The 19,898-nt window shown below is 38.2% G+C and carries 17 protein-coding genes and 4 tRNA genes; 1 reads left to right on the forward strand and 20 read right to left on the reverse strand.

Annotated elements, in window-relative coordinates; genetic code table 11:
* Positions 1 to 272 precede the first annotated feature (272 nt).
* From HX062_RS08520 to HX062_RS08610, 19 genes are all read right to left on the reverse strand, one after another.
* The gene (locus tag HX062_RS08520) at positions 273 to 587 is read right to left on the reverse strand and encodes a DUF3467 domain-containing protein (protein ID WP_182626774.1); all 315 of its coding nucleotides are present in this window, start codon (positions 585 to 587) and stop codon (positions 273 to 275) included.
* A 3-nt stretch (positions 588 to 590) separates the two neighbouring features.
* Positions 591 to 4,886 carry a DNA-directed RNA polymerase subunit beta' gene (gene rpoC, locus HX062_RS08525; protein ID WP_182626775.1) on the reverse strand — a complete coding sequence of 1,432 codons (4,296 nt, stop codon included), beginning with the start codon at positions 4,884 to 4,886 and terminating at the stop codon, positions 591 to 593.
* Between the two features lie 70 nt (positions 4,887 to 4,956).
* Positions 4,957 to 8,769, reverse strand: a complete 3,813-nt coding sequence (gene rpoB / locus HX062_RS08530; RefSeq protein ID WP_182626776.1) for a DNA-directed RNA polymerase subunit beta — start codon at positions 8,767 to 8,769, stop codon at positions 4,957 to 4,959.
* 127 nt (positions 8,770 to 8,896) lie between these two features.
* Positions 8,897 to 9,265 carry a 50S ribosomal protein L7/L12 gene (gene rplL, locus HX062_RS08535; RefSeq protein ID WP_182626777.1) on the reverse strand — a complete coding sequence of 123 codons (369 nt, stop codon included), beginning with the start codon at positions 9,263 to 9,265 and terminating at the stop codon, positions 8,897 to 8,899.
* Between the two features lie 83 nt (positions 9,266 to 9,348).
* Positions 9,349 to 9,837 (reverse strand): 50S ribosomal protein L10, encoded by a 489-nt coding sequence (gene rplJ / locus HX062_RS08540; RefSeq protein WP_286467107.1) that lies wholly within the window; start codon positions 9,835 to 9,837, stop codon positions 9,349 to 9,351.
* 22 nt (positions 9,838 to 9,859) lie between these two features.
* A complete protein-coding gene (gene rplA / locus HX062_RS08545) occupies positions 9,860 to 10,549 on the reverse strand; it encodes a 50S ribosomal protein L1 (protein ID WP_002987567.1) in 690 nt (229 codons plus the stop codon).
* 18 nt (positions 10,550 to 10,567) lie between these two features.
* Entirely contained in the window at positions 10,568 to 11,005 is a 438-nt protein-coding gene (gene rplK / locus HX062_RS08550; RefSeq protein ID WP_182626779.1) for a 50S ribosomal protein L11, read from the reverse strand.
* 54 nt (positions 11,006 to 11,059) lie between these two features.
* Entirely contained in the window at positions 11,060 to 11,614 is a 555-nt protein-coding gene (gene nusG, locus HX062_RS08555) for a transcription termination/antitermination protein NusG (protein WP_182626780.1), read from the reverse strand.
* Between the two features lie 13 nt (positions 11,615 to 11,627).
* On the reverse strand, positions 11,628 to 11,825 hold the full coding sequence (gene secE, locus HX062_RS08560; RefSeq protein WP_182626781.1) for a preprotein translocase subunit SecE: 198 nt from the start codon (positions 11,823 to 11,825) through the stop codon (positions 11,628 to 11,630).
* A 15-nt stretch (positions 11,826 to 11,840) separates the two neighbouring features.
* Positions 11,841 to 11,911, reverse strand: a tRNA-Trp gene (locus HX062_RS08565).
* Positions 11,912 to 11,970: 59 nt separating this feature from the next.
* Positions 11,971 to 13,158 carry an elongation factor Tu gene (gene tuf / locus HX062_RS08570; protein WP_182626782.1) on the reverse strand — a complete coding sequence of 396 codons (1,188 nt, stop codon included), beginning with the start codon at positions 13,156 to 13,158 and terminating at the stop codon, positions 11,971 to 11,973.
* Between the two features lie 58 nt (positions 13,159 to 13,216).
* Positions 13,217 to 13,288 (reverse strand) — tRNA-Thr (locus tag HX062_RS08575).
* Between the two features lie 23 nt (positions 13,289 to 13,311).
* A tRNA-Tyr gene (locus HX062_RS08580) sits at positions 13,312 to 13,392 on the reverse strand.
* Between the two features lie 30 nt (positions 13,393 to 13,422).
* Positions 13,423 to 13,496 (reverse strand) — tRNA-Thr (locus HX062_RS08585).
* A 93-nt stretch (positions 13,497 to 13,589) separates the two neighbouring features.
* Positions 13,590 to 13,889 carry a ribosome hibernation-promoting factor, HPF/YfiA family gene (hpf, locus tag HX062_RS08590; protein WP_182626783.1) on the reverse strand — a complete coding sequence of 100 codons (300 nt, stop codon included), beginning with the start codon at positions 13,887 to 13,889 and terminating at the stop codon, positions 13,590 to 13,592.
* Positions 13,890 to 13,912: 23 nt separating this feature from the next.
* A complete protein-coding gene (locus HX062_RS08595) occupies positions 13,913 to 14,809 on the reverse strand; it encodes a tyrosine-type recombinase/integrase (protein ID WP_286467109.1) in 897 nt (298 codons plus the stop codon).
* A gap of 68 nt (positions 14,810 to 14,877) precedes the next feature.
* Positions 14,878 to 15,072 (reverse strand): 30S ribosomal protein S21, encoded by a 195-nt coding sequence (gene rpsU, locus HX062_RS08600; RefSeq protein WP_182626785.1) that lies wholly within the window; start codon positions 15,070 to 15,072, stop codon positions 14,878 to 14,880.
* A gap of 140 nt (positions 15,073 to 15,212) precedes the next feature.
* Complete coding sequence (locus tag HX062_RS08605; RefSeq protein WP_182626786.1) at positions 15,213 to 15,956, reverse strand: LytR/AlgR family response regulator transcription factor; 744 nt, start codon at positions 15,954 to 15,956, stop codon at positions 15,213 to 15,215.
* Positions 15,953 to 17,038 carry a sensor histidine kinase gene (locus tag HX062_RS08610; protein WP_182626787.1) on the reverse strand — a complete coding sequence of 362 codons (1,086 nt, stop codon included), beginning with the start codon at positions 17,036 to 17,038 and terminating at the stop codon, positions 15,953 to 15,955. The genes HX062_RS08605 and HX062_RS08610 overlap by 4 nt, the downstream gene beginning before the upstream one ends.
* A 417-nt stretch (positions 17,039 to 17,455) precedes the next feature.
* Between HX062_RS08610 and HX062_RS08615 the strand changes: the two genes are divergently transcribed.
* Complete coding sequence (locus tag HX062_RS08615) at positions 17,456 to 18,643, forward strand: dicarboxylate/amino acid:cation symporter (protein ID WP_286467110.1); 1,188 nt, start codon at positions 17,456 to 17,458, stop codon at positions 18,641 to 18,643.
* A 108-nt stretch (positions 18,644 to 18,751) separates the two neighbouring features.
* On the opposite strand, the gene HX062_RS08620 is transcribed toward HX062_RS08615, so the two are convergent.
* Complete coding sequence (locus tag HX062_RS08620; protein ID WP_286467111.1) at positions 18,752 to 19,894, reverse strand: acyl-CoA dehydrogenase family protein; 1,143 nt, start codon at positions 19,892 to 19,894, stop codon at positions 18,752 to 18,754.
* Between the last annotated feature and the right edge of the window lie 4 nt (positions 19,895 to 19,898).

Raw genomic sequence — 19,898 nt, forward strand, 5'->3', positions numbered from 1 at the left:
GACGAGCACCTTCCATGAAATTAAAACAACTCTAAATCAAGCGGTAAACTAGGCATTTGCAGTAGTAAGGGATTGAAAAAAGATCACTTCCTTTGCGATTAGGGATAGGTAGGGGATAACATTAAGCTAACAAACCACAAGAACAAGCACGTATATTAGGAAAATATCAACAAACTGTTAAACCAATCTAGAAGGAAAACCGCTAGGTAAGGAATAGGGCATAAAAAAAAGCCCCGTGCTTGCGCACAGGGCTTTTCGTTATATAGCGTTAATTAAGCATCTCCTTTGGGACCAAAATTAATGGGTGGCATCATCGGATTATTCGTTGATTCATAATCCTTAATTTCTCCATTTGACTGTTCAAACCTATGGATATTATCTTCCAGTGCTTGTAAAAGTCGCTTTGCATGTTGTGGAGTTAAGATAATTCTCGACTTCACTCTTGCTTTTGGTACTCCTGGCATAATGTTTACAAAATCGACAACAAATTCAGTGTTTGAATGATTGATTATTGCCAGATTTGAATAGGTTCCTTCTGCCGTAACTTCATCCAATTCAATGTTGAAGTTATTTTGTTCTTCAGCCATGTCTTAGAAATTTAATTCTTGTTCTTGCGTTAAAAAATCGCCGTTTTCATTTGTAGAAACAATAATACTTTCATACTCGCGCATACCAGTACCTGCAGGGATTCTATGTCCAACAATTACGTTTTCTTTTAATCCCATTAACGTATCAATCTTACCAGCAACTGCTGCTTCGTTTAACACTTTTGTTGTTTCCTGGAACGACGCTGCAGAGATAAATGACTTCGTTTGTAATGATGCTCTAGTAATACCTTGTAAAATTGGCGTACCAGTTGCTGGCATAACATCTCTAGAGATTACCAAGTTTTTATCTTCGCGTTTCAACAATGAATTTTCATCGCGTAATTCGCGCATTGAAACGATTTGTCCTTCTTTCAAATTCTCAGATTCTCCAGCATCAACAACAACTTTCATTCCGAATAAACGGTCGTTTTCAACGATGAAATCACTTGTGTGAACCAATTGATCTTCTAAGAATAGCGTATCTCCTGGATCTTGAATTTGAACTTTACGCATCATTTGTCTAATAACAACCTCGAAGTGTTTGTCATTAATTTTCACCCCTTGTAAACGGTAAACTTCTTGAATCTCGTTTACTAAGTACTGCTGTACAGCAGAAGGCCCTTGGATACGTAAAATATCATCTGGAGTAATAGCACCATCAGACAATGGTAAACCAGCTCTTACGAAGTCATTCTCTTGAACTAAGATTTGGTTTGAAAGTTTCACTAAATACTTTCTAATATCTCCTGTTCTTGATTCAACCACGATCTCTCTGTTACCTCTCTTCACTTTACCGAAAGATACAACCCCATCAATTTCAGAAACTACAGCTGGATTCGACGGATTACGCGCTTCTAAAAGCTCTGTAATACGAGGTAAACCTCCTGTAATATCCCCTGCTTTTGAAGTGTGACGAGGAATTTTTACTAAAACTTTACCAGCTTTAATTTTCTCCCCATCATTTACCATTAAGTGAGAACCTACTGGTAAGTTGTATGAACGAATTAACTCCCCATCTTTACCGTAAATTAACAAAGTAGGAATTAACTTTTTGTTTCTAGATTCGCTAATAACTTTCTCTTGGAAACCAGTTTGCTCATCGATTTCAACCATGAACGTTTGTCCTTGTTCGATATCTTCATAAGCAACCTTACCAGTGAATTCGGAAACGATTACACCGTTATAAGGGTCCCATTTACAGATCGTAGCTCCTTCTTCAACAACATCACCATCATTTACATAGATTGTTGATCCATAAGGAATATTGTTCGTTGTTAACAAAATACCTGTATTTGGATCGAACAATTTCACCTCTGTAGAACGAGAAATTACGATGTTGATTTTATTTCCTTCATTGTCTTCACCTTCAACTGTTCTAAGTTCTTCGATCTCTAAACGACCTTTAAACTTAGCGTTGATAGTAGAAATTTCAGAAATATTTCCTGCAGTACCCCCAACGTGGAACGTTCTCAATGTCAACTGTGTACCAGGCTCCCCAATAGATTGAGCAGCAACAACACCCACAGCTTCTCCTTTTTGAACCATTCTTGCTGTAGCAAGGTTACGTCCGTAACACTTCGCACAGATACCTACTTTAGCCTCACAAGTCAACGGTGAACGAACTTCAACCGATTCGATTGGAGAAGCGTTGATAGCTTTAGCAATTGCTTCAGTGATTTCCTCACCAGCACCAACAATGATCTCAGAGTTTAATGGGTTGATTACGTTGTTCAACGCAACACGACCTAATACTCTTTCTCCTAATGATTCGATTACCTCTTCGTTTTTCTTTAATGGCATTACATCAATACCTCTTAAAGTACCACAGTCTACAGAGTTAACAATAACATCTTGTGCAACATCGTGAAGACGACGAGTTAAATATCCCGCATCCGCAGTTTTTAACGCCGTATCCGCAAGTCCTTTACGAGCACCGTGGGTAGAAATGAAATACTCTAAGATCGATAGTCCTTCCTTAAAGTTAGAAAGAATCGGGTTTTCGATAATTTCACCACCACCTGCAGTTGATTTTTTCGGTTTCGCCATCAAACCACGCATACCTGTTAACTGACGAATCTGCTCTTTAGAACCCCTCGCTCCAGAATCCAACATCATGTATACAGAGTTAAATCCTTGTTTATCTTCGCGAATATTCTTCATAGCCAACTCGGTTAACATAGCGTTGGTAGATGTCCAAACGTCAATTACCTGGTTGTAACGCTCGTTATTTGTGATGAGCCCCATATTATAGTTCATCGTAATGTGATCTACTTGTTGGTTAGCATCATCAATCAAATCTTGTTTTTTCTCTGGAACGATAATATCACCCAAACTGAATGACAATCCTCCGCGGAAAGCGTATCCATACCCCATACCTTTGATATCATCTAAGAATGCAGCAGTTGTAGGTACGTCCGTAGTAGCTAAAATACCACCGATAATATCACGTAGTGATTTCTTAGTCAATACCTCATTGATATACCCTGCTTTTTCAGGAACTACCTCGTTAAACAAGATACGTCCAGCAGTTGTTTCAATGATTCTGTATGCTAATTCACCTTTCTCATTGTAATCTTTTGCGCGAACTTTCACACCCGCATTCAAGTCCAGTTTCCCTTCATTGATAGCGATATGTACTTCTTCTACCGAATAGAAAGTTAATCCTTCTCCTTTTACAATTTCTTCTGGTGTAGACTTACGCAACTTAGTCATATAGTAAAGACCAAGTACCATGTCTTGAGAAGGTACAGTAATAGGAGCACCGTTCGCAGGGTTTAAGATATTATGTGAAGCCAACATTAACAATTGAGCTTCTAAGATTGCCTCTGGTCCTAATGGCAAGTGAACCGCCATCTGGTCACCATCGAAATCCGCGTTAAACGCCGTACACACTAATGGGTGTAACTGAATCGCTTTACCTTCAATCAATTTTGGTTGGAACGCCTGAATACCTAAACGGTGTAACGTAGGGGCACGGTTCAATAGAACAGGGTGTCCTTTAATCACGTTTTCTAAGATATCCCAAACAACTGGCTCTCTTTTATCTATAATTTTTTTCGCAGATTTTACTGTTTTCACAATTCCTCTCTCGATCAACTTACGGATCACGAACGGTTTGTAAAGCTCAGCTGCCATATCTTTTGGCAATCCACATTCGTATAATTTCAATTCAGGTCCAACGACAATAACCGAACGAGCAGAGTAATCCACACGTTTACCTAATAAGTTTTGACGGAAACGCCCTTGTTTACCTTTTAATGAATCAGAAAGTGATTTCAATGGACGGTTAGACTCAGTCTTAACAGCAGAAGATTTTCTAGTGTTATCGAAAAGTGAATCCACCGCTTCTTGAAGCATACGTTTCTCGTTACGCAAAATTACCTCAGGAGCTTTAATCTCCATTAAGCGTTTTAAACGATTATTACGGATAATTACACGACGATACAAGTCATTCAAATCTGACGTTGCAAAACGTCCACCATCCAATGGCACTAATGGACGCAATTCAGGTGGAATAACTGGAATTACTTTTAGGATCATCCACTCAGGTCTATTCTCGCGATTCTCATTTGATTCACGGAAAGCCTCTACCACTTGAAGGCGTTTTAATGCTTCGGTTTTTCTTTGCTTAGATGTTTCGTTATTAGCAGCGTGACGCAAAGTATAAGACAATTGGTCTAAATCCGTTGTTGCTAATAAATCCATGATACATTCAGCACCCATTTTGGCGATGAATTTATTTGGATCTGTGTCATCTAAGAATTGATTTTCCATTGGAAGAGAATCTGCAATATTCAGGTACTCTTCTTCTGTTAAGAAATCTAAGCGATTTAATGCATCACCCTCGGCATTTTTTGCAATACCAGGTTGAATTACTACATATCGCTCATAGTAAATAATCATGTCAAGCTTCTTTGAAGGAAGCCCTAAGATGTATCCAATTTTATTAGGTAAAGAACGGAAGTACCAAATATGTGCAATAGGCACAACTAAATTGATATGCCCTACTCTATCTCTACGTACTTTCTTTTCAGTAACTTCAACACCACAACGGTCACAAACGATCCCTTTGTAGCGAATTCTTTTATACTTACCACAAGCACACTCGTAATCTTTTACAGGACCAAAAATACGCTCGCAGAATAAACCGTCACGTTCTGGTTTATGCGTACGATAGTTAATTGTTTCTGGCTTTAAAACTTCCCCTCTTGATTCTGCAAGAATCGATTCAGGTGAAGCCAAACCAATTGAGATTTTATTAAACCTTTTTACGGTATTTTTCTCTTTATTTCTATTCATGGTAAACTTACTTGTTAAAGTGTATGATATAGAGTAAGCAGCATGCACTGCTTACTCTAAAATCTATAGTTTATTCTTCTAATCTGATGTCTAATCCAAGACCTTTTAATTCATGCATTAACACATTGAATGATTCAGGTAATCCTGGTTCTGGCATAGTTTCTCCTTTAACGATTGCTTCGTAAGTTTTCGCTCTACCAATAACGTCATCTGATTTTACCGTCAAAATCTCACGTAATGTACTTGATGCTCCGTATGCTTCTAGAGCCCAAACCTCCATCTCTCCAAAACGCTGACCTCCGAATTGAGCCTTACCTCCTAACGGTTGTTGCGTAATTAATGAGTATGGTCCGATTGAACGCGCGTGCATCTTATCATCAACCATGTGTCCTAATTTCAACATGTAAATAACCCCTACTGTTGCTCTCTGGTGGAATCTTTCTCCAGTTCCTCCATCGTACAAATAAGTATGTCCAAATCTCGGAATACCAGCTTCATCTGTAAGCGCATTGATTTGATCTAATTCAGCACCGTCGAAAATTGGAGTAGCATATTTTTTACCCAATTTCTGTCCAGCCCATCCTAAAACAGTTTCATAGATCTGACCAATGTTCATACGAGAAGGTACCCCTAGTGGGTTTAACACGATATCAACTGGTGTACCGTCTTCTAAGAATGGCATGTCTTCATCTCTAACGATTCTAGCAACAATACCTTTGTTACCGTGACGTCCTGCCATCTTATCCCCAACTTTTAACTTACGTTTCTTAGCGATATATACTTTTGCAAGTTTTAAGATTCCTGATGGTAATTCATCCCCAACAGTAATCATAAATTTCTCTCTACGCAACGCCCCTTGTAAGTCGTTTAATTTGATTTTGTAGTTGTGGATCAAGTCAGTAATCATACTGTTTGTCTCCTCGTCTACTGTCCATTGTCCTTTAGTCAAGTGAGCGAAATCATCAACAGCATGAAGCATTTTTTGAGTAAATTTCTTTCCTTTCGGCAAGATTTCCTCTCCTAAATCATTCAATACCCCTTGTGATGTTTTACCATTGACAATAAAGAACAACTTCTCAACCAAACGATCTTTCAACTCATTAAACTTCACTTCGAATCTTGTTTCTAGTAAAGCTAAATCGTCTTTATCTTTTGAACGCTTGCGTTTGTCTTTTACTGCTCTTGCAAATAATTTTTTGTCTAATACAACCCCTCTTAATGAAGGCGAAGCTTTTAACGATGCATCTTTAACATCCCCAGCTTTATCACCGAAGATTGCGCGTAATAACTTCTCTTCTGGCGTTGGATCAGATTCACCTTTCGGTGTAATTTTACCAATAAGGATATCCCCTGGTTTAACTTCAGCTCCAATGCGGATCATACCGTTCTCATCCAAGTCTTTTGTAGCTTCCTCACTTACGTTCGGGATATCATTAGTCAACTCTTCGTTTCCTAATTTTGTATCTCTCACTTCAAGTGTGTAGTCATCGATATGGATAGAGGTAAAGATATCTTCACGCACTACTTTTTCTGAAATTACGATAGCATCCTCAAAGTTGTACCCTTTCCATGGCATAAAGGCCACTTGTAGGTTACGTCCAAGTGCTAACTCTCCATTTTGTGTAGCGTATCCCTCACATAGTACTTGTCCTCTAGTTACTCGATCCCCTTTGCGAACAATAGGTTTCAAGTTGATACATGTACTTTGGTTGGTTTTTCTAAATTTAATTAGATTATATACTTTTTCGTCTGGATCGAAGCTGATTAAACGCTCTTCATCCGTACGATCGTATTTAATAATAATTTTCTGTGCGTCAACATACTCAACAACACCTTCTCCTTCAGCGTTAATTAAAACACGAGAATCTGAAGCTACTTGTCTTTCTAAACCTGTACCTACGATTGGAGAATCCGCACGCAATAAAGGCACAGCCTGACGCATCATGTTCGATCCCATCAACGCACGGTTGGCATCATCATGCTCCAAGAATGGAATCAAAGACGCTGAAATCGAAGCGATTTGGTTCGGAGAAACGTCGGTATAGTGTAAATCTTTCGGTTCAACCACTGGGAAATCCCCTTCTTCTTTTACAACTACACGCTCTTCTGTAATGTTTCCTTCGTTATCCATCGGAACGTTCGCTTGTGCGATTAACATTCCTTCTTCTTCCTCAGCACTTAAATATACAGGCGCATTGACGATATCTACTTTTCCATCCACTACTGGACGGTAAGGTGTTTCGATGAATCCCATATTGTTCACTTTGGCATACACCGCTAACGAAGAGATCAAACCAATGTTTGGTCCCTCAGGCGTTTCAATTGGACATAAACGTCCGTAGTGTGTATAGTGAACGTCACGCACCTCGAATCCAGCTCTTTCTCTAGATAAACCTCCAGGTCCTAAAGCAGATAAACGACGTTTGTGTGTAATCTCTGCCAATGGATTGGTTTGATCCATGAACTGAGACAACTGATTTGTTCCGAAAAATGAATTAATTACTGACGATAACGTCTTAGCGTTAATTAAGTCGATTGGAGTAAACACCTCGTTGTCACGTACATTCATACGCTCGCGAATTGTTCTAGCCATACGCGCTAAACCAACACCAAATTGAGCTGATAACTGCTCACCTACAGTACGTACACGACGGTTTGATAAGTGGTCAATATCATCAATCTCAGCTTTAGAGTTAATCAATTCAATCAAGTATTTAACAATAGTGATAATATCTTCTTTTGTTAAAACTTGTTTGTCAATTGGGGTATCAAGATTAAGTTTTTTATTCATTCTGTAACGACCTACCTCACCTAGATTGTAACGTTGGTCGGAGAAGAATAATTTATCAATAATACCACGTGCAGTTTCCTCATCAGGCGGTTCTGCATTACGCAACTGACGGTAGATGTGCTCTACAGCCTCTTTTTCAGAGTTTGTAGGGTCCTTCTGTAATGTATTATGAATGATGGCATAATCTGCCTGATTATTGTCTTCTTTGTGTAGGAGGATATTCTTAACGTTCGCCTCAATGATTTCTTCGACATTATCTTTATCTAGGACTGTATCACGGTCTAAGATAATCTCATTTCTCTCAATTGAAACTACTTCTCCTGTATCTTCATCAACGAAGTCCTCGTGCCATGTATTTAACACACGTGCAGCAAGTCTACGTCCGATGTATTTTTTCAATCCTGTTTTTGATACTTTTACCTCTTCAGCTAGGTCGAAAATCTCTAGGATATCCTTGTCTCTTTCGAATCCAATAGCACGGAATAAGGTAGTAACAGGTAATTTTTTCTTTCTATCAATATACGCATACATCACGCTATTGATATCAGTAGCAAACTCAATCCATGACCCCTTGAAAGGAATAACTCGCGCCGAATACAATTTAGTACCGTTAGCATGGAAAGACTGTCCAAAGAACACACCAGGTGAACGGTGTAATTGAGACACTACCACACGCTCAGCTCCATTGATTACGAATGTACCGCTAGGCGTCATATACGGTATTGTTCCTAAATACACATCTTGAACAATCGTTTCAAAATCCTCGTGTTCAGGGTCAGTACAGTACAATTTTAAACGCGCTTTTAACGGAACGCTATACGTTAGTCCTCTATCAATACATTCTTCAATTGAATAGCGAGGAGGATCAACAAAGTAATCAAGAAACTCCAATACAAACTGATTTCTCGTATCAGTGATCGGGAAGTTCTCCATGAAGGTATTATATAAACCTTCATTACCTCTTTCTTCTGATTTCGTTTCTAACTGAAAGAAATCCTTAAAAGACTTAACCTGGATATCCAAAAAGTCTGGATACGCAGGAATATTCTTTGTAGAGGCAAAATTTAATCTTTCATTCTGATTTGTGATCATCAATGGACAATAAATTTTGTTTATAATGTTTAATAGGATTTACGCACAAATCACTTTATACGCAAAATGGTTTAGGCCTTTGAGATTGCTCCCAAGACCTAAACCTAAAATATTTTGGTTAAAAAGCTTATTTAAGCTCAACAACAGCTCCAGCTTCTTCCAATGCTTTTTTAAGACCTTCAGCCTCATCTTTAGAAACACCTTCTTTGATGTTTGCAGGAACTGAATCAACGATATCTTTAGCTTCTTTAAGACCTAAACCAGTTAATTCTTTAACTGCTTTAACTACTGCTAATTTAGAAGCACCAGCGTCTTTTAATACTACTGTGAATTCAGTTTGCTCTTCAGCAGCTCCAGCGTCTCCACCACCAGCTACAACTACAGCAGCAGCTGCAGGCTCAATTCCGTATTCGTCTTTTAATATAGTTGCTAATTCGTTAACTTCTTTAACTGTTAAGTTAACTAATTGTTCTGCGAATTGTTTCAAATCTGCCATTTTTCTATCTTTTAATGATTTGTAAAAATATAATTTATTAATGTGCGTTCGTTTATGGAACATTCAAACACAAGAATCTCTTTTTATTCTTCGTCTTTGAATTGGTTTTGTAGAGCTGAGATAACTCTTTGAGCTGGTGATTGTAGTAATCCGATGATTTCTCCAATAACTTCCTCTTTAGATTTAATAGCTACTAACGCGTCTAATTGGTTATCGCCAATGTAAACTTCTTCGTTAATATAAGCTCCTTTTAATGCAGGTTTATCGCTTTTCTTTCTAAAGTCTTTGATGATTTTAGCCGGTCCGTTAGCAACGTCCGAAATAAAGATAGCGCTGTTTCCTTTTAAAACTGAAGCTAAATCCTCATAGTTTCTCTCAGAAGCTTCCATTGCTTTAGCAAGCAACGTATTCTTAACTACTTCAACTTTGATTCCTGCTTTGTTACAAGCTCTTCTCAAGTTTGTAGTAACCTCTGCATTTAATCCTGAAATATCAGCTATATAAAAGATATTAGCATCTGCTAACTGACCTTTTATTTCTTCTATCGCTACTGCTTTTTGTTCTCTAGTCATACGTAAAAATTTTTTCTACCAATTATACTGCTTTAGGATCTAAAGCAATAGCAGGGCTCATAGTACTAGATATATGAATAGACTTAACATAAGTACCTTTAGCTGCTGTTGGTTTTAATTTGATTAATGTTTGAATCAATTCAGCTGCGTTTTCTTGAATCATATCAGCACTAAACGATACTTTTCCAATACCTGCGTGAACGATTCCCGTTTTATCAACTTTAAAATCGATTTTACCAGCTTTCACTTCTTGAACTGCTTTCGCTACGTCCATAGTTACAGTACCAGTTTTAGGGTTTGGCATTAATCCTCTAGGACCTAAAATACGTCCTAATGGTCCTAATTTCCCCATAACAGCAGGCATAGTGATGATCACATCAACATCTGTCCAACCGTCTTTGATTTTTTGTAGGTACTCATCTAATCCAACATAGTCTGCTCCAGCAGCTGTAGCTTCAGCTTCTTTATCCGGAGTAACTAATGCTAACACTCTAACATCTTTTCCAGTTCCGTGTGGTAAAGTAACTACCCCACGCACCATTTGATTTGCTTTACGTGGATCTACACCCAAACGCACAGCGATATCAACAGATTCGTCAAATTTTGCAGAAGCAACTTCTTTAATTAAAGCAGACCCTTCTTTCAAAGAATAAAATCTACCTTTCTCAATTTTAGCAGCAGCTTCCTTTTGCTTTTTTGTTAATTTTGCCATTTCTTTTTTCTTTTACAATTAAAAAGGAGCTGTTCCTGTTACTGATATACCCATAGATCTTGCAGTACCCGCGATCATTGACATCGCTGATTCAACAGTAAATGCGTTTAAATCCGGCATTTTGTCCTCTGCGATAGCACGTACTTGTTCCCAAGTTACGCTAGCTACTTTTTTTCTATTAGGCTCACCAGATCCAGATTTCACTTTTGCAGCCTCTAATAATTGAACAGCAGCAGGTGGCGTTTTAACAACAAATTCGAATGATTTGTCTTTGTACACAGTAATTTGTACTGGTAAAACTTTACCGGGTTTATCTTGTGTTCTAGCATTAAATTGCTTACAGAACTCCATGATATTAACTCCAGCAGCCCCCAAAGCAGGTCCAACCGGTGGCGAAGGATTCGCAGCACCTCCCTTAACTTGTAGTTTAACTACTTTACTAATTTCTTTTGCCATTTCTAAAAAAATTTAGCACATCTCTTTTGGAAGCAAAGATGCGTCTATGTAACATTATATTTTTTCTACTTGTGTAAAGCTTAGTTCCAAAGGTGTCTTTCTTCCAAAAATCTTCACCATTACCTCTAACTTACGCTTATCTTCATTGATGTTTTCGATTGTTGCATCGAAACCTTTAAACGGTCCATCAGTCACTTTTACTGACTCGCCAACTTCATATGGAATTGCACCTGAATCAACTTTAACTGCTAATTCATCGACTTTTCCTAACATGCGATTAACTTCTGATTCTCTTAAAGGCACAGGATCTCCTCCACGTGTTTCCCCAAGAAAACCAATAACCCCTGTTATGGATTTAATAGCATGCGGAACCTCTCCTGTCAAGTTAGCCTCAATCATCACATAGCCTGGAAAGTAAACGCGCTCAGTTGTTTTCTTTTTACCATTCTTATCTTCAGTAACCACTTTTTCTGTCGGCACTAAAACTTGCGAAAGATAATCTGACAAACCTAAACGAGAAATCTCAGTTTCGATATAATTCTTCACTTTGTTCTCTTGTCCACTTACCGCACGAACCACATACCATTTTTTGACATTTGTATCAGCCATAATATTTTTCTCCTTATGATCTTATCCAATTATAAAACTTCCCTAATAGGTCTCCAAACAAACTATCTACTCCCCAAGTAGCTAGTGCTAACACAATTGCGAAGATCGCAATAATGATTGTGTACTTTTGCACTTCAGCCCAAGGCGACCAAGTTACATTTGATTTAAGTTCTGTAAAAGCTTCTGATATGTAATTAAATACCTTTGCCATGTTATATTGTTTTTGCACGGGTGGAGGGATTCGAACCCCCATCAACGGTTTTGGAGACCGCTATTCTACCCTTGAACTACACCCGTTTGTTATAAAAGTCAGCGGTTGCCCGCTGACTTTAAAAAAATTTATTTATACTAAGTAATTAGTCTAAAATTTCAGTTACCTGACCAGCACCTACTGTTCTACCTCCTTCACGGATAGCGAAACGTAAACCTACTGATAAAGCGATTGGGCTTAACAACTCAACAGTGATTGTTAAGTTATCTCCAGGCATAACCATCTCAGTTCCTTCTGGTAATTGGATTGTTCCAGTTACGTCAGTTGTACGAACGTAGAATTGAGGACGGTAGTTGTTGTGGAATGGAGTGTGACGTCCACCTTCTTCTTTTTTCAAGATATAAACCTCAGCTTTGAATTTAGCGTGTGGTTTTACTGAACCTGGCTTACAAATAACCATACCACGACGGATATCAGTTTTGTCAATACCTCTCAATAATAAACCTACGTTATCTCCAGCTTCTCCACGGTCTAAGATTTTACGGAACATCTCAACTCCTGTAATAGTAGAAGTTAATTTATCAGCTCCCATACCGATGATTTCAACTGGGTCTCCTGTATTAGCAACTCCAGTTTCGATACGTCCTGTAGCAACAGTTCCACGTCCTGTAATTGTAAATACGTCTTCAACTGGCATTAAGAATGGTTTCTCGTTGTCACGTACTGGCTCTTCGATCCAAGCGTCAACTTCATCCATTAATTGCAATAATGCATCAACCCATTTTTGCTCTCCGTTTAAAGCTCCTAAAGCAGATCCTTGAACTACTGGTCCATTATCACCGTCGTATTGGTAGAAAGATAATAAATCTCTAACTTCCATTTCAACAAGCTCTAATAACTCAGCGTCATCTACTAAGTCAACTTTGTTTAAGAAAACAACAATTCTAGGAATACCTACTTGGCGTCCTAATAAGATGTGCTCACGAGTTTGTGGCATTGGTCCATCAGTAGCAGCAACTACTAAGATAGCACCATCCATTTGAGCAGCACCTGTAACCATGTTTTTCACGTAATCCGCGTGACCTGGACAGTCAACGTGTGCATAGTGACGGTTTTTAGTTTGGTACTCTACGTGAGAAGTATTAATTGTAATACCACGCTCTTTTTCTTCTGGAGCATTATCAATTGAATCAAATGAACGAGCTTCTGAGAATCCTGCGTCAGCTAAAACTTTAGTAATAGCAGCAGTAGTAGTAGTTTTACCGTGGTCAACGTGTCCGATAGTACCGATGTTTAAGTGCGGTTTCGAACGATCAAAAGTTTCCTTTGCCATGATCTAATAATTTAATCTTAGTTATATAATTAGTGTTCAAATATAATAAAAAAACCTGAGCCAATGACGGGATTTGAACCCGTGACCTCTTCCTTACCAAGGAAGCACTCTACCCCTGAGCTACACCGGCTTATGCATTTTTATATTTAGTCGTGGGGAGAGCAGGATTCGAACCTGCGAAGGTTTCCCAACGGATTTACAGTCCGTCCTCGTTGGCCGCTTGAGTATCTCCCCTCAAACCTTTGGTTTTTATCTCTTTCTTTGAGCCGATGGAGGGACTCGAACCCACGACCTGCTGATTACAAATCAGCTGCTCTAGCCAACTGAGCTACACCGGCATTTGACTCAATAGAAAAAGTCCGCTATTTCTAACGGACTGCAAATGTATATATTTTATTGATTAAAAAAAACAATTTACTGATTTTTTTACATTAATGTGCTTTCATTTTCTCTTTGTACTTCACAACCATGCGTTCGATTGCATCAACACCTAGATCAACACCCTCCTCAAACGTTTTACACGTTTTTTTAGCAATGATATCATCTCCGGGAACTAATAATTTAACCTCAACTGTTTTGTTTTCTTTGTCATTGGTATTTTCAACTTTTAAAAATACGTCTGCCGAAATCACTTTGTCGTAAAATTTACTCACTTTAAGCATTCTCTCATTGATAAAATCTACCAACTTGCGATCCACATTAAAATTAACTGCTTGAATGTTTACTTTCATAACGCTCTGTTTTTAAGGTTCTTCTATTTTTTTTTCTTCAACCTAGGATGAGTCCTCATATATGTCTCTTTCAATTCTTTTAGATTTACATGTGCGTATACCTCTGTTGACGCTAAACTTTGATGCCCCATTAACTCCTTGATAGAGTTGATATCCGCTCCGTTTTCTAGAAGATGTGTAGCAAAAGCATGCCTCAACATATGTGGACTATTTTTCTCCTTTGTTGTTGTCTTACTAAAATAGGAATTAATCACCCGATAAACAAATATTTCATCAACTTTAGTACCCTTCTCCTCTATTAAAAAATAGTTAATTTCCTGAAGATCTAGCAAAACGTTCGCTCGCTCAGCGAGATATCGCTTCAAAAGCTGGAACAAACTGTCAATCATCGGCACATAACGCACCTTATTTCCCTTACCCGTGATACGAATCATCCGCGTATAAAAATCAACATCAGCAACTTGAACTCCACAAAGCTCACTTCGACGCAATCCTAAGCAGTACAACATCTCCACAATAACCAAATCGCGCAAAGCGGCAAATCCCTCCTGACTTTCAAGCGTCGCCCGTACCTCATCGACTTCTGCTATCGAAAAGGGCAACTGCAACTTCTTTTCAACTTTGAGGGTTTTGTGTTGTTGAAGCGGACTTACTTCTACCACGCCAATTTTCATCAAAAATTTATAAAACGCTTTCAGCGCACTCATCTTGCGATTGATTGAACGCTTGCTGATTCCCGTTTCCATTAAGGTCACAATCCACAAACGAACCACATCGTACTTGATAGTCAAATAATCCTCTCCTTCCTCCAACTGATCCAAGAATGCAGCAATATCTCGTTGATAAGCCGAAAGGGTATGGGAAGAATAATTTTTCTCCTTCGCTAAGTACTCTAGAAATTTTACTACATTTTTATCCATAAAAAAACCGTTGTAACAAAGATAATACTTTATTACAACGGCCTTATACTTTAATCCTACGTTTAAGTCTAGATTTCTACTGAATCTCTTAAGTGTTGGATATATGCAGCTTTTTGCATTTTGTCTCTTTTTAAAACCGATGGTTTTGTAAAGTGCTGACGAGATCTTAATTGACGTAACGTACCTGTTCTGTCAAATTTTCTTTTGTAGCGCTTTAGTGCTCTATCAATATTTTCTCCGTCTTTAATTGGAATGATCAACATGTTTTCATACACCTCCTCTCATTTGGTGATGCAAAAGTAAAACTTTTTTTATACAACACAACAAAAAAACTTTTTTATTTTCTTTATTTAGAATAATACTCCTATTACATCGTCATTACAATCCGCTCAAGCTCAACCAATCAATTACTCCCCAACCACATTTTAAACGCTTGCACTCGTTCGCGGCTAACGATAATCTCTTTGTCGTAGTTTTTCACCCTTAGCTTTAGACGGGAGGTGCTAAGTTGTGTAATTTGTTCGATGTAATCAATCGACACGAGTTGATGCCTATTGACTCTAAAAAAAGTCAAAGGATTTACGAGCTTCAAAACAGCATCGATGGAGTTCACATCCAGTAGATACATTCTCCCCTCTGTTGTTACTAGGTATACCCCACGGTCTTCCTTAAAAAAACAAACCACCTCATCTACCAAGACTATTTTTATTTGCATCCCCACCTTAATTGCAAAGCGCTTGACATAGGAAGAACCTCCCATACTTGTGCGTATCCCTAGCACTTTTTCTGCTATGCTGCGTTGCTGATTCTCATACTTCTCCATAGCGTGTAGCAACTCCGTTGGATCAATGGGTTTTAGTAGATAATCTATACTGTTCAACTTAAATGCTTTAATCGCATAGTGATCAAAACTCGTCACAAAAATAAGTGCACTTTTTACTTCTACTTGATCAAAGATTTCTAGGGACAACCCATCCGCCAACTGAATATCCGCCATAATCAAATCTGGATGTTCGTTTTGCATCAACCACAGCATCGCTTCACTGACAGAATACAACACACAAGAAACAGTGTACCCCAATTTAGTTAATTCGCGCACCAGTAGTCGAGCAGCTGGCTTTTCATCTTCTATTACAACTATTTTCATCCATTTTTTCTTATAGGCAAAGGAATAATCACACTAAAGTCTCTCGCTGTTTCCTCAATTCGAATTTCTTGTTGCAACAACAGTTGACAGCGATTGGAGAGATTTTTAAGTCCCAATCCCGAGGTATACTCTTGTTTGGGTCTAGCACACTTCTCATTCCACACCTTCAATCCTCCATTAAAAATACTCAAAGTTATGCGAATTTTACCTTCAGAAGGAATCCCATTGTGTTTAACTACGTTTTCTAGCAAAAGCTGCAAGCTCAACGTTGGTATCAAAGCGTCTTGATAGCCATATACTTCTTCTGCTAAGTGAAAATCAACAGCATTGTCATAGCGAACATTTAAGAGATAGATGTAGTCTTGGGTAAATTTCAATTCTTCAGCTAAGGTACTTGACGTAGCATCCAATCGCTCTAGGACATAACGATAAATTTTTGAAAAAGAACGAGCAAATTGCTCAGCCTTGACCGGATCTTCCTGAATAGTGCTTATCAACACATTGAGGTTATTGAACAAAAAATGTGGAGCTAACTGTTCTTTCATGCGTTCAATTTGATTTTTCTGCAGCGCAATCTCCATCTCTTTATTTTTCAATTCCAAAATTCTCAATTGATCGTGATAGGCAAAAGTAAAAACGACAAGCAAGATAAACACACTCAATACGATCACACCCAAAAAGTTACCCAACCTCATGTGATTTCCATGAATATACTCCGAAAAGGAAACGCCATAAAACCAATGTAAAAGCATTCCGAGAAACAAATAATACGCTGTAATCGAGGTTATAATACCAGACAAAAAGTAGAGAGTGTTCTGCGAGCGTTGATTGAATGCAATACCTGTTTTCTTTTCCTTTCGTTTAAACTGCACGCTAAGCAAAATACTTATCACAACATTTGAAGCGTAAATAAGAAAAGAAAGAACAAATGAAAAAAAGGTATTCTTTACAAATCGGGGATTCACAAGTATTTCATTCCAAGACAGCGCACTGCCATAAAAGGCATAGTACGAAATAGCTAAGCTTATTAGCATACTTAAACTTAGAGCCAAAACCAGATGGCGATACCAATTTACAATCATATGTATTCGTTTTATACGATTCACAACTCGACACAAAAATAGAAAAATCATTATTTTGGTGTGTCCTTCCACCATGTAATCCCCTCACTCCCATTCGGGTTTCCATCTAAATAACAAGACAAATCTACTATTTGGCTTCGACTTAGAAAAAACCAAATGCGCGAACGGTTAAATTAGCTGCTTGAACGGTAAAGAGGAGCAAGTCAACTGATCATTCTTACCGTTCACCTATCTAAGCGCATAAAACCGATTGTGTTTATTTTATTTTTTAAACAACTTAAACTATTTCATTGATTATCGAAACAACGCAATCCCTTCCCTTTGTTTACTGCTACCATCTATATGGTATATTATTTCTTTTTTACTGTAAAAATGCTACATGGTTTTTACTTTTACTTTGAATTAAAAAAATCAACGATGCAAAAAATATTAAACAATACTATTTTCCGTTTATTGCTAGGAGCGATAGTCGGATTAATCGCTGGAAGTTATCTCAATGAGACCCTCTTGCAAATTATTTTATCGACGAGGCATATTTTAGGTCAGCTGATTTTGTTTCTCGTTCCCTTAATCATATTGGGGTTTGTTGTCTCTTCCATTACCAAACTACACCGAGACTCCCTTCGAATCATTGGTTTTTCGGTAGCCATCGCCTATATTTCGAGTATAGGGGCCGGTTTTTTTAGTGCCACTTTGGGATATGAACTAATTCCGCGGTTACAGGTTACCAACACCGCTTCTGAACTAAGAGAGATTCCCGAAATGCTGTTTAAATTAGATATTCCTCCCGTATTTGGAGTAATGACAGCATTAACCCTTGCTTTGATGATTGGGATTGGGATTTTGTGGATCGAATCCAAGCCTTTAGAAAAGGTTTTTGATCAGTTTAAGGATATTGTTTTGCTGCTGGTCAACCGCGTTTTGATTCCGATATTGCCTTTTTACATTATGAGCAATTTTGCCATCCTGAGCTATGAGGGATCCATTCAATCCCAACTTCCTATTTTTATTCAGGTTATATTGATCGTGATTGTCGCTCATTTTGTATGGTTAACCATACTGTATACGCTAGCAGGCCTATATAGCAAGAAAAATCCGTGGGAGGTAGTAAAGCATTACGGTCCGGCCTATTTAACAGCCGTAGGCACGATGTCATCAGCAGCAACCTTAGGTGTAGCCTTACAGTCGGCACATAAAAGTAAAGTACTAAAACCTGCAATCACCGATTTCACTATTCCTTTTTTCTCCAATATACACTTATGTGGATCGGTATTGACGGAAGTGTTTTTTGTCATGACGGTTTCTCAAGTACTCTATGGCAGTATCCCGTCTATAGGAACGCTTATTGTATTTATTTTGTTGTTGGGTATATTCGCCATTGGCGCCCCTGGTGTTCCAGGCGGTACGGTGATGGCTTCTTTGGGAATTATCACCTCCGTATTAGGCTTCGACGATGCGGGAATTGCTTTAACACTTACGATTTTTGCCTTACAAGACAGCTTTGGTACAGCTTGTAATATAACAGGTGATGGTGCATTGAGCATGATGGTTACCACGTACAGTGAACAAAGAGAAAGTTCAACAACCGAAACTGTTCAGTCCTGAAATAACGCTATACAACTTGTACAGCACAAAAAAACCCCACCTAAAAATAGGTGGGGTTTTATATTGTTTGGCTTATTAGACAGCCTCTCTTCTATGCAACTAGGTACACTATTCTTTTAATATATTTCTAGAAATAACTAATTTCTGAATTTCTGTTGTTCCTTCTCCAATAGTACACAGTTTAGAATCACGGAAGAATTTCTCTACTGGGAAATCTTTTGTGTATCCGTATCCACCGTGGATTTGGATCGCATCTGTTGAAACCTTCACACATACTTCAGAAGCATACATTTTTGCCATTGCTCCTAATTTAGTCATCGGCTTATTATTGTTTTTCAAGAAGGCTGCTTTGTGTAACAACAATTCAGAAGCTTCAATTTCAGTTGCCATGTCGGCTAACTTAAATCCTATCGCTTGGAAATCGCTGATTGGCTTTCCGAATTGCACTCTTTCTTTTGAATACTTTAACGCAGCTTCATAAGCTCCTTTTGCAATTCCCAAAGATAAAGCACCAATTGAAATACGGCCACCATCTAAAACTTTCATCGCTTGGATAAATCCTTCACCTACTTCACCTAAACGATTTGCGTCTGGTACGCGACAGTTATCAAAAATCAATTCTGCCGTTTCAGAAGCGCGCATTCCCAATTTATTTTCTTTTCTTCCACTTGAAAATCCTGGTGTTCCCTTTTCAATAACAAAAGCAGTCATTCCGCGAGAATCACCTTTCTCACCTGTACGTGCAATTACAACTGCAACGTTTCCAGAAATAGCGTGTGTAATAAAGTTTTTAGCACCGTTTAACACCCAGTGATCTCCATCTTTTACTGCTGTAGTATTCATTCCTCCTGCATCAGATCCTGTATTGTGCTCCGTTAATCCCCAAGCACCAATCCACTCTGCAGTAGCTAATTTTGGCAACCATTTCTTCTTTTGCTCTTCATTTCCGAACGTCAAAATATGATTTGTACATAATGAATTATGAGCTGCTACAGATAAACCGATCGATGAATCTACTTTTGATATTTCCTCTACAATTGTAATGTATTCGTGATAGTTCAATCCTGATCCTCCATATTCTTCTGGAACCAGTACACCCATATACCCCATTTCCCCTAATTTCTTAAATAAATCAACTGGAAAAATCTGTGCTTCATCCCACTCCATAATGTATGGACGTATATTTTGTTCTGCAAAATCTCTAATAGACTCAGCAATCATTGCTTGAGTTTCATTGTATTCAAAATTCATGGTT

Source organism: Myroides sp. DF42-4-2, assembly GCF_030326445.1.
GTDB lineage: Bacteria > Bacteroidota > Bacteroidia > Flavobacteriales > Flavobacteriaceae > Flavobacterium.

Bases quoted from the DNA above. Each gene is read 5' to 3' on its own strand.
- HX062_RS08520 (WP_182626774.1), bottom strand. From the start codon at position 587: ATGGCTGAAGAACAAAATAACTTCAACATTGAATTGGATGAAGTTACG.
- rpoC (WP_182626775.1), bottom strand. From the start codon at position 4,886: ATGAATAGAAATAAAGAGAAAAATACCGTAAAAAGGTTTAATAAAATC.
- rpoB (WP_182626776.1), bottom strand. From the start codon at position 8,769: ATGATCACAAATCAGAATGAAAGATTAAATTTTGCCTCTACAAAGAAT.
- rplL (WP_182626777.1), bottom strand. From the start codon at position 9,265: ATGGCAGATTTGAAACAATTCGCAGAACAATTAGTTAACTTAACAGTT.
- rplJ (WP_286467107.1), bottom strand. From the start codon at position 9,837: ATGACTAGAGAACAAAAAGCAGTAGCGATAGAAGAAATAAAAGGTCAG.
- rplA (WP_002987567.1), bottom strand. From the start codon at position 10,549: ATGGCAAAATTAACAAAAAAGCAAAAGGAAGCTGCTGCTAAAATTGAG.
- rplK (WP_182626779.1), bottom strand. From the start codon at position 11,005: ATGGCAAAAGAAATTAGTAAAGTAGTTAAACTACAAGTTAAGGGAGGT.
- nusG (WP_182626780.1), bottom strand. From the start codon at position 11,614: ATGGCTGATACAAATGTCAAAAAATGGTATGTGGTTCGTGCGGTAAGT.
- secE (WP_182626781.1), bottom strand. From the start codon at position 11,825: ATGGCAAAGGTATTTAATTACATATCAGAAGCTTTTACAGAACTTAAA.
- tuf (WP_182626782.1), bottom strand. From the start codon at position 13,158: ATGGCAAAGGAAACTTTTGATCGTTCGAAACCGCACTTAAACATCGGT.
- hpf (WP_182626783.1), bottom strand. From the start codon at position 13,889: ATGAAAGTAAACATTCAAGCAGTTAATTTTAATGTGGATCGCAAGTTG.
- HX062_RS08595 (WP_286467109.1), bottom strand. From the start codon at position 14,809: ATGGATAAAAATGTAGTAAAATTTCTAGAGTACTTAGCGAAGGAGAAA.
- rpsU (WP_182626785.1), bottom strand. From the start codon at position 15,072: ATGTTGATCATTCCAATTAAAGACGGAGAAAATATTGATAGAGCACTA.
- HX062_RS08605 (WP_182626786.1), bottom strand. From the start codon at position 15,956: ATGAAAATAGTTGTAATAGAAGATGAAAAGCCAGCTGCTCGACTACTG.
- HX062_RS08610 (WP_182626787.1), bottom strand. From the start codon at position 17,038: ATGATTGTAAATTGGTATCGCCATCTGGTTTTGGCTCTAAGTTTAAGT.
- HX062_RS08615 (WP_286467110.1), top strand. From the start codon at position 17,456: ATGCAAAAAATATTAAACAATACTATTTTCCGTTTATTGCTAGGAGCG.
- HX062_RS08620 (WP_286467111.1), bottom strand. From the start codon at position 19,894: ATGAATTTTGAATACAATGAAACTCAAGCAATGATTGCTGAGTCTATT.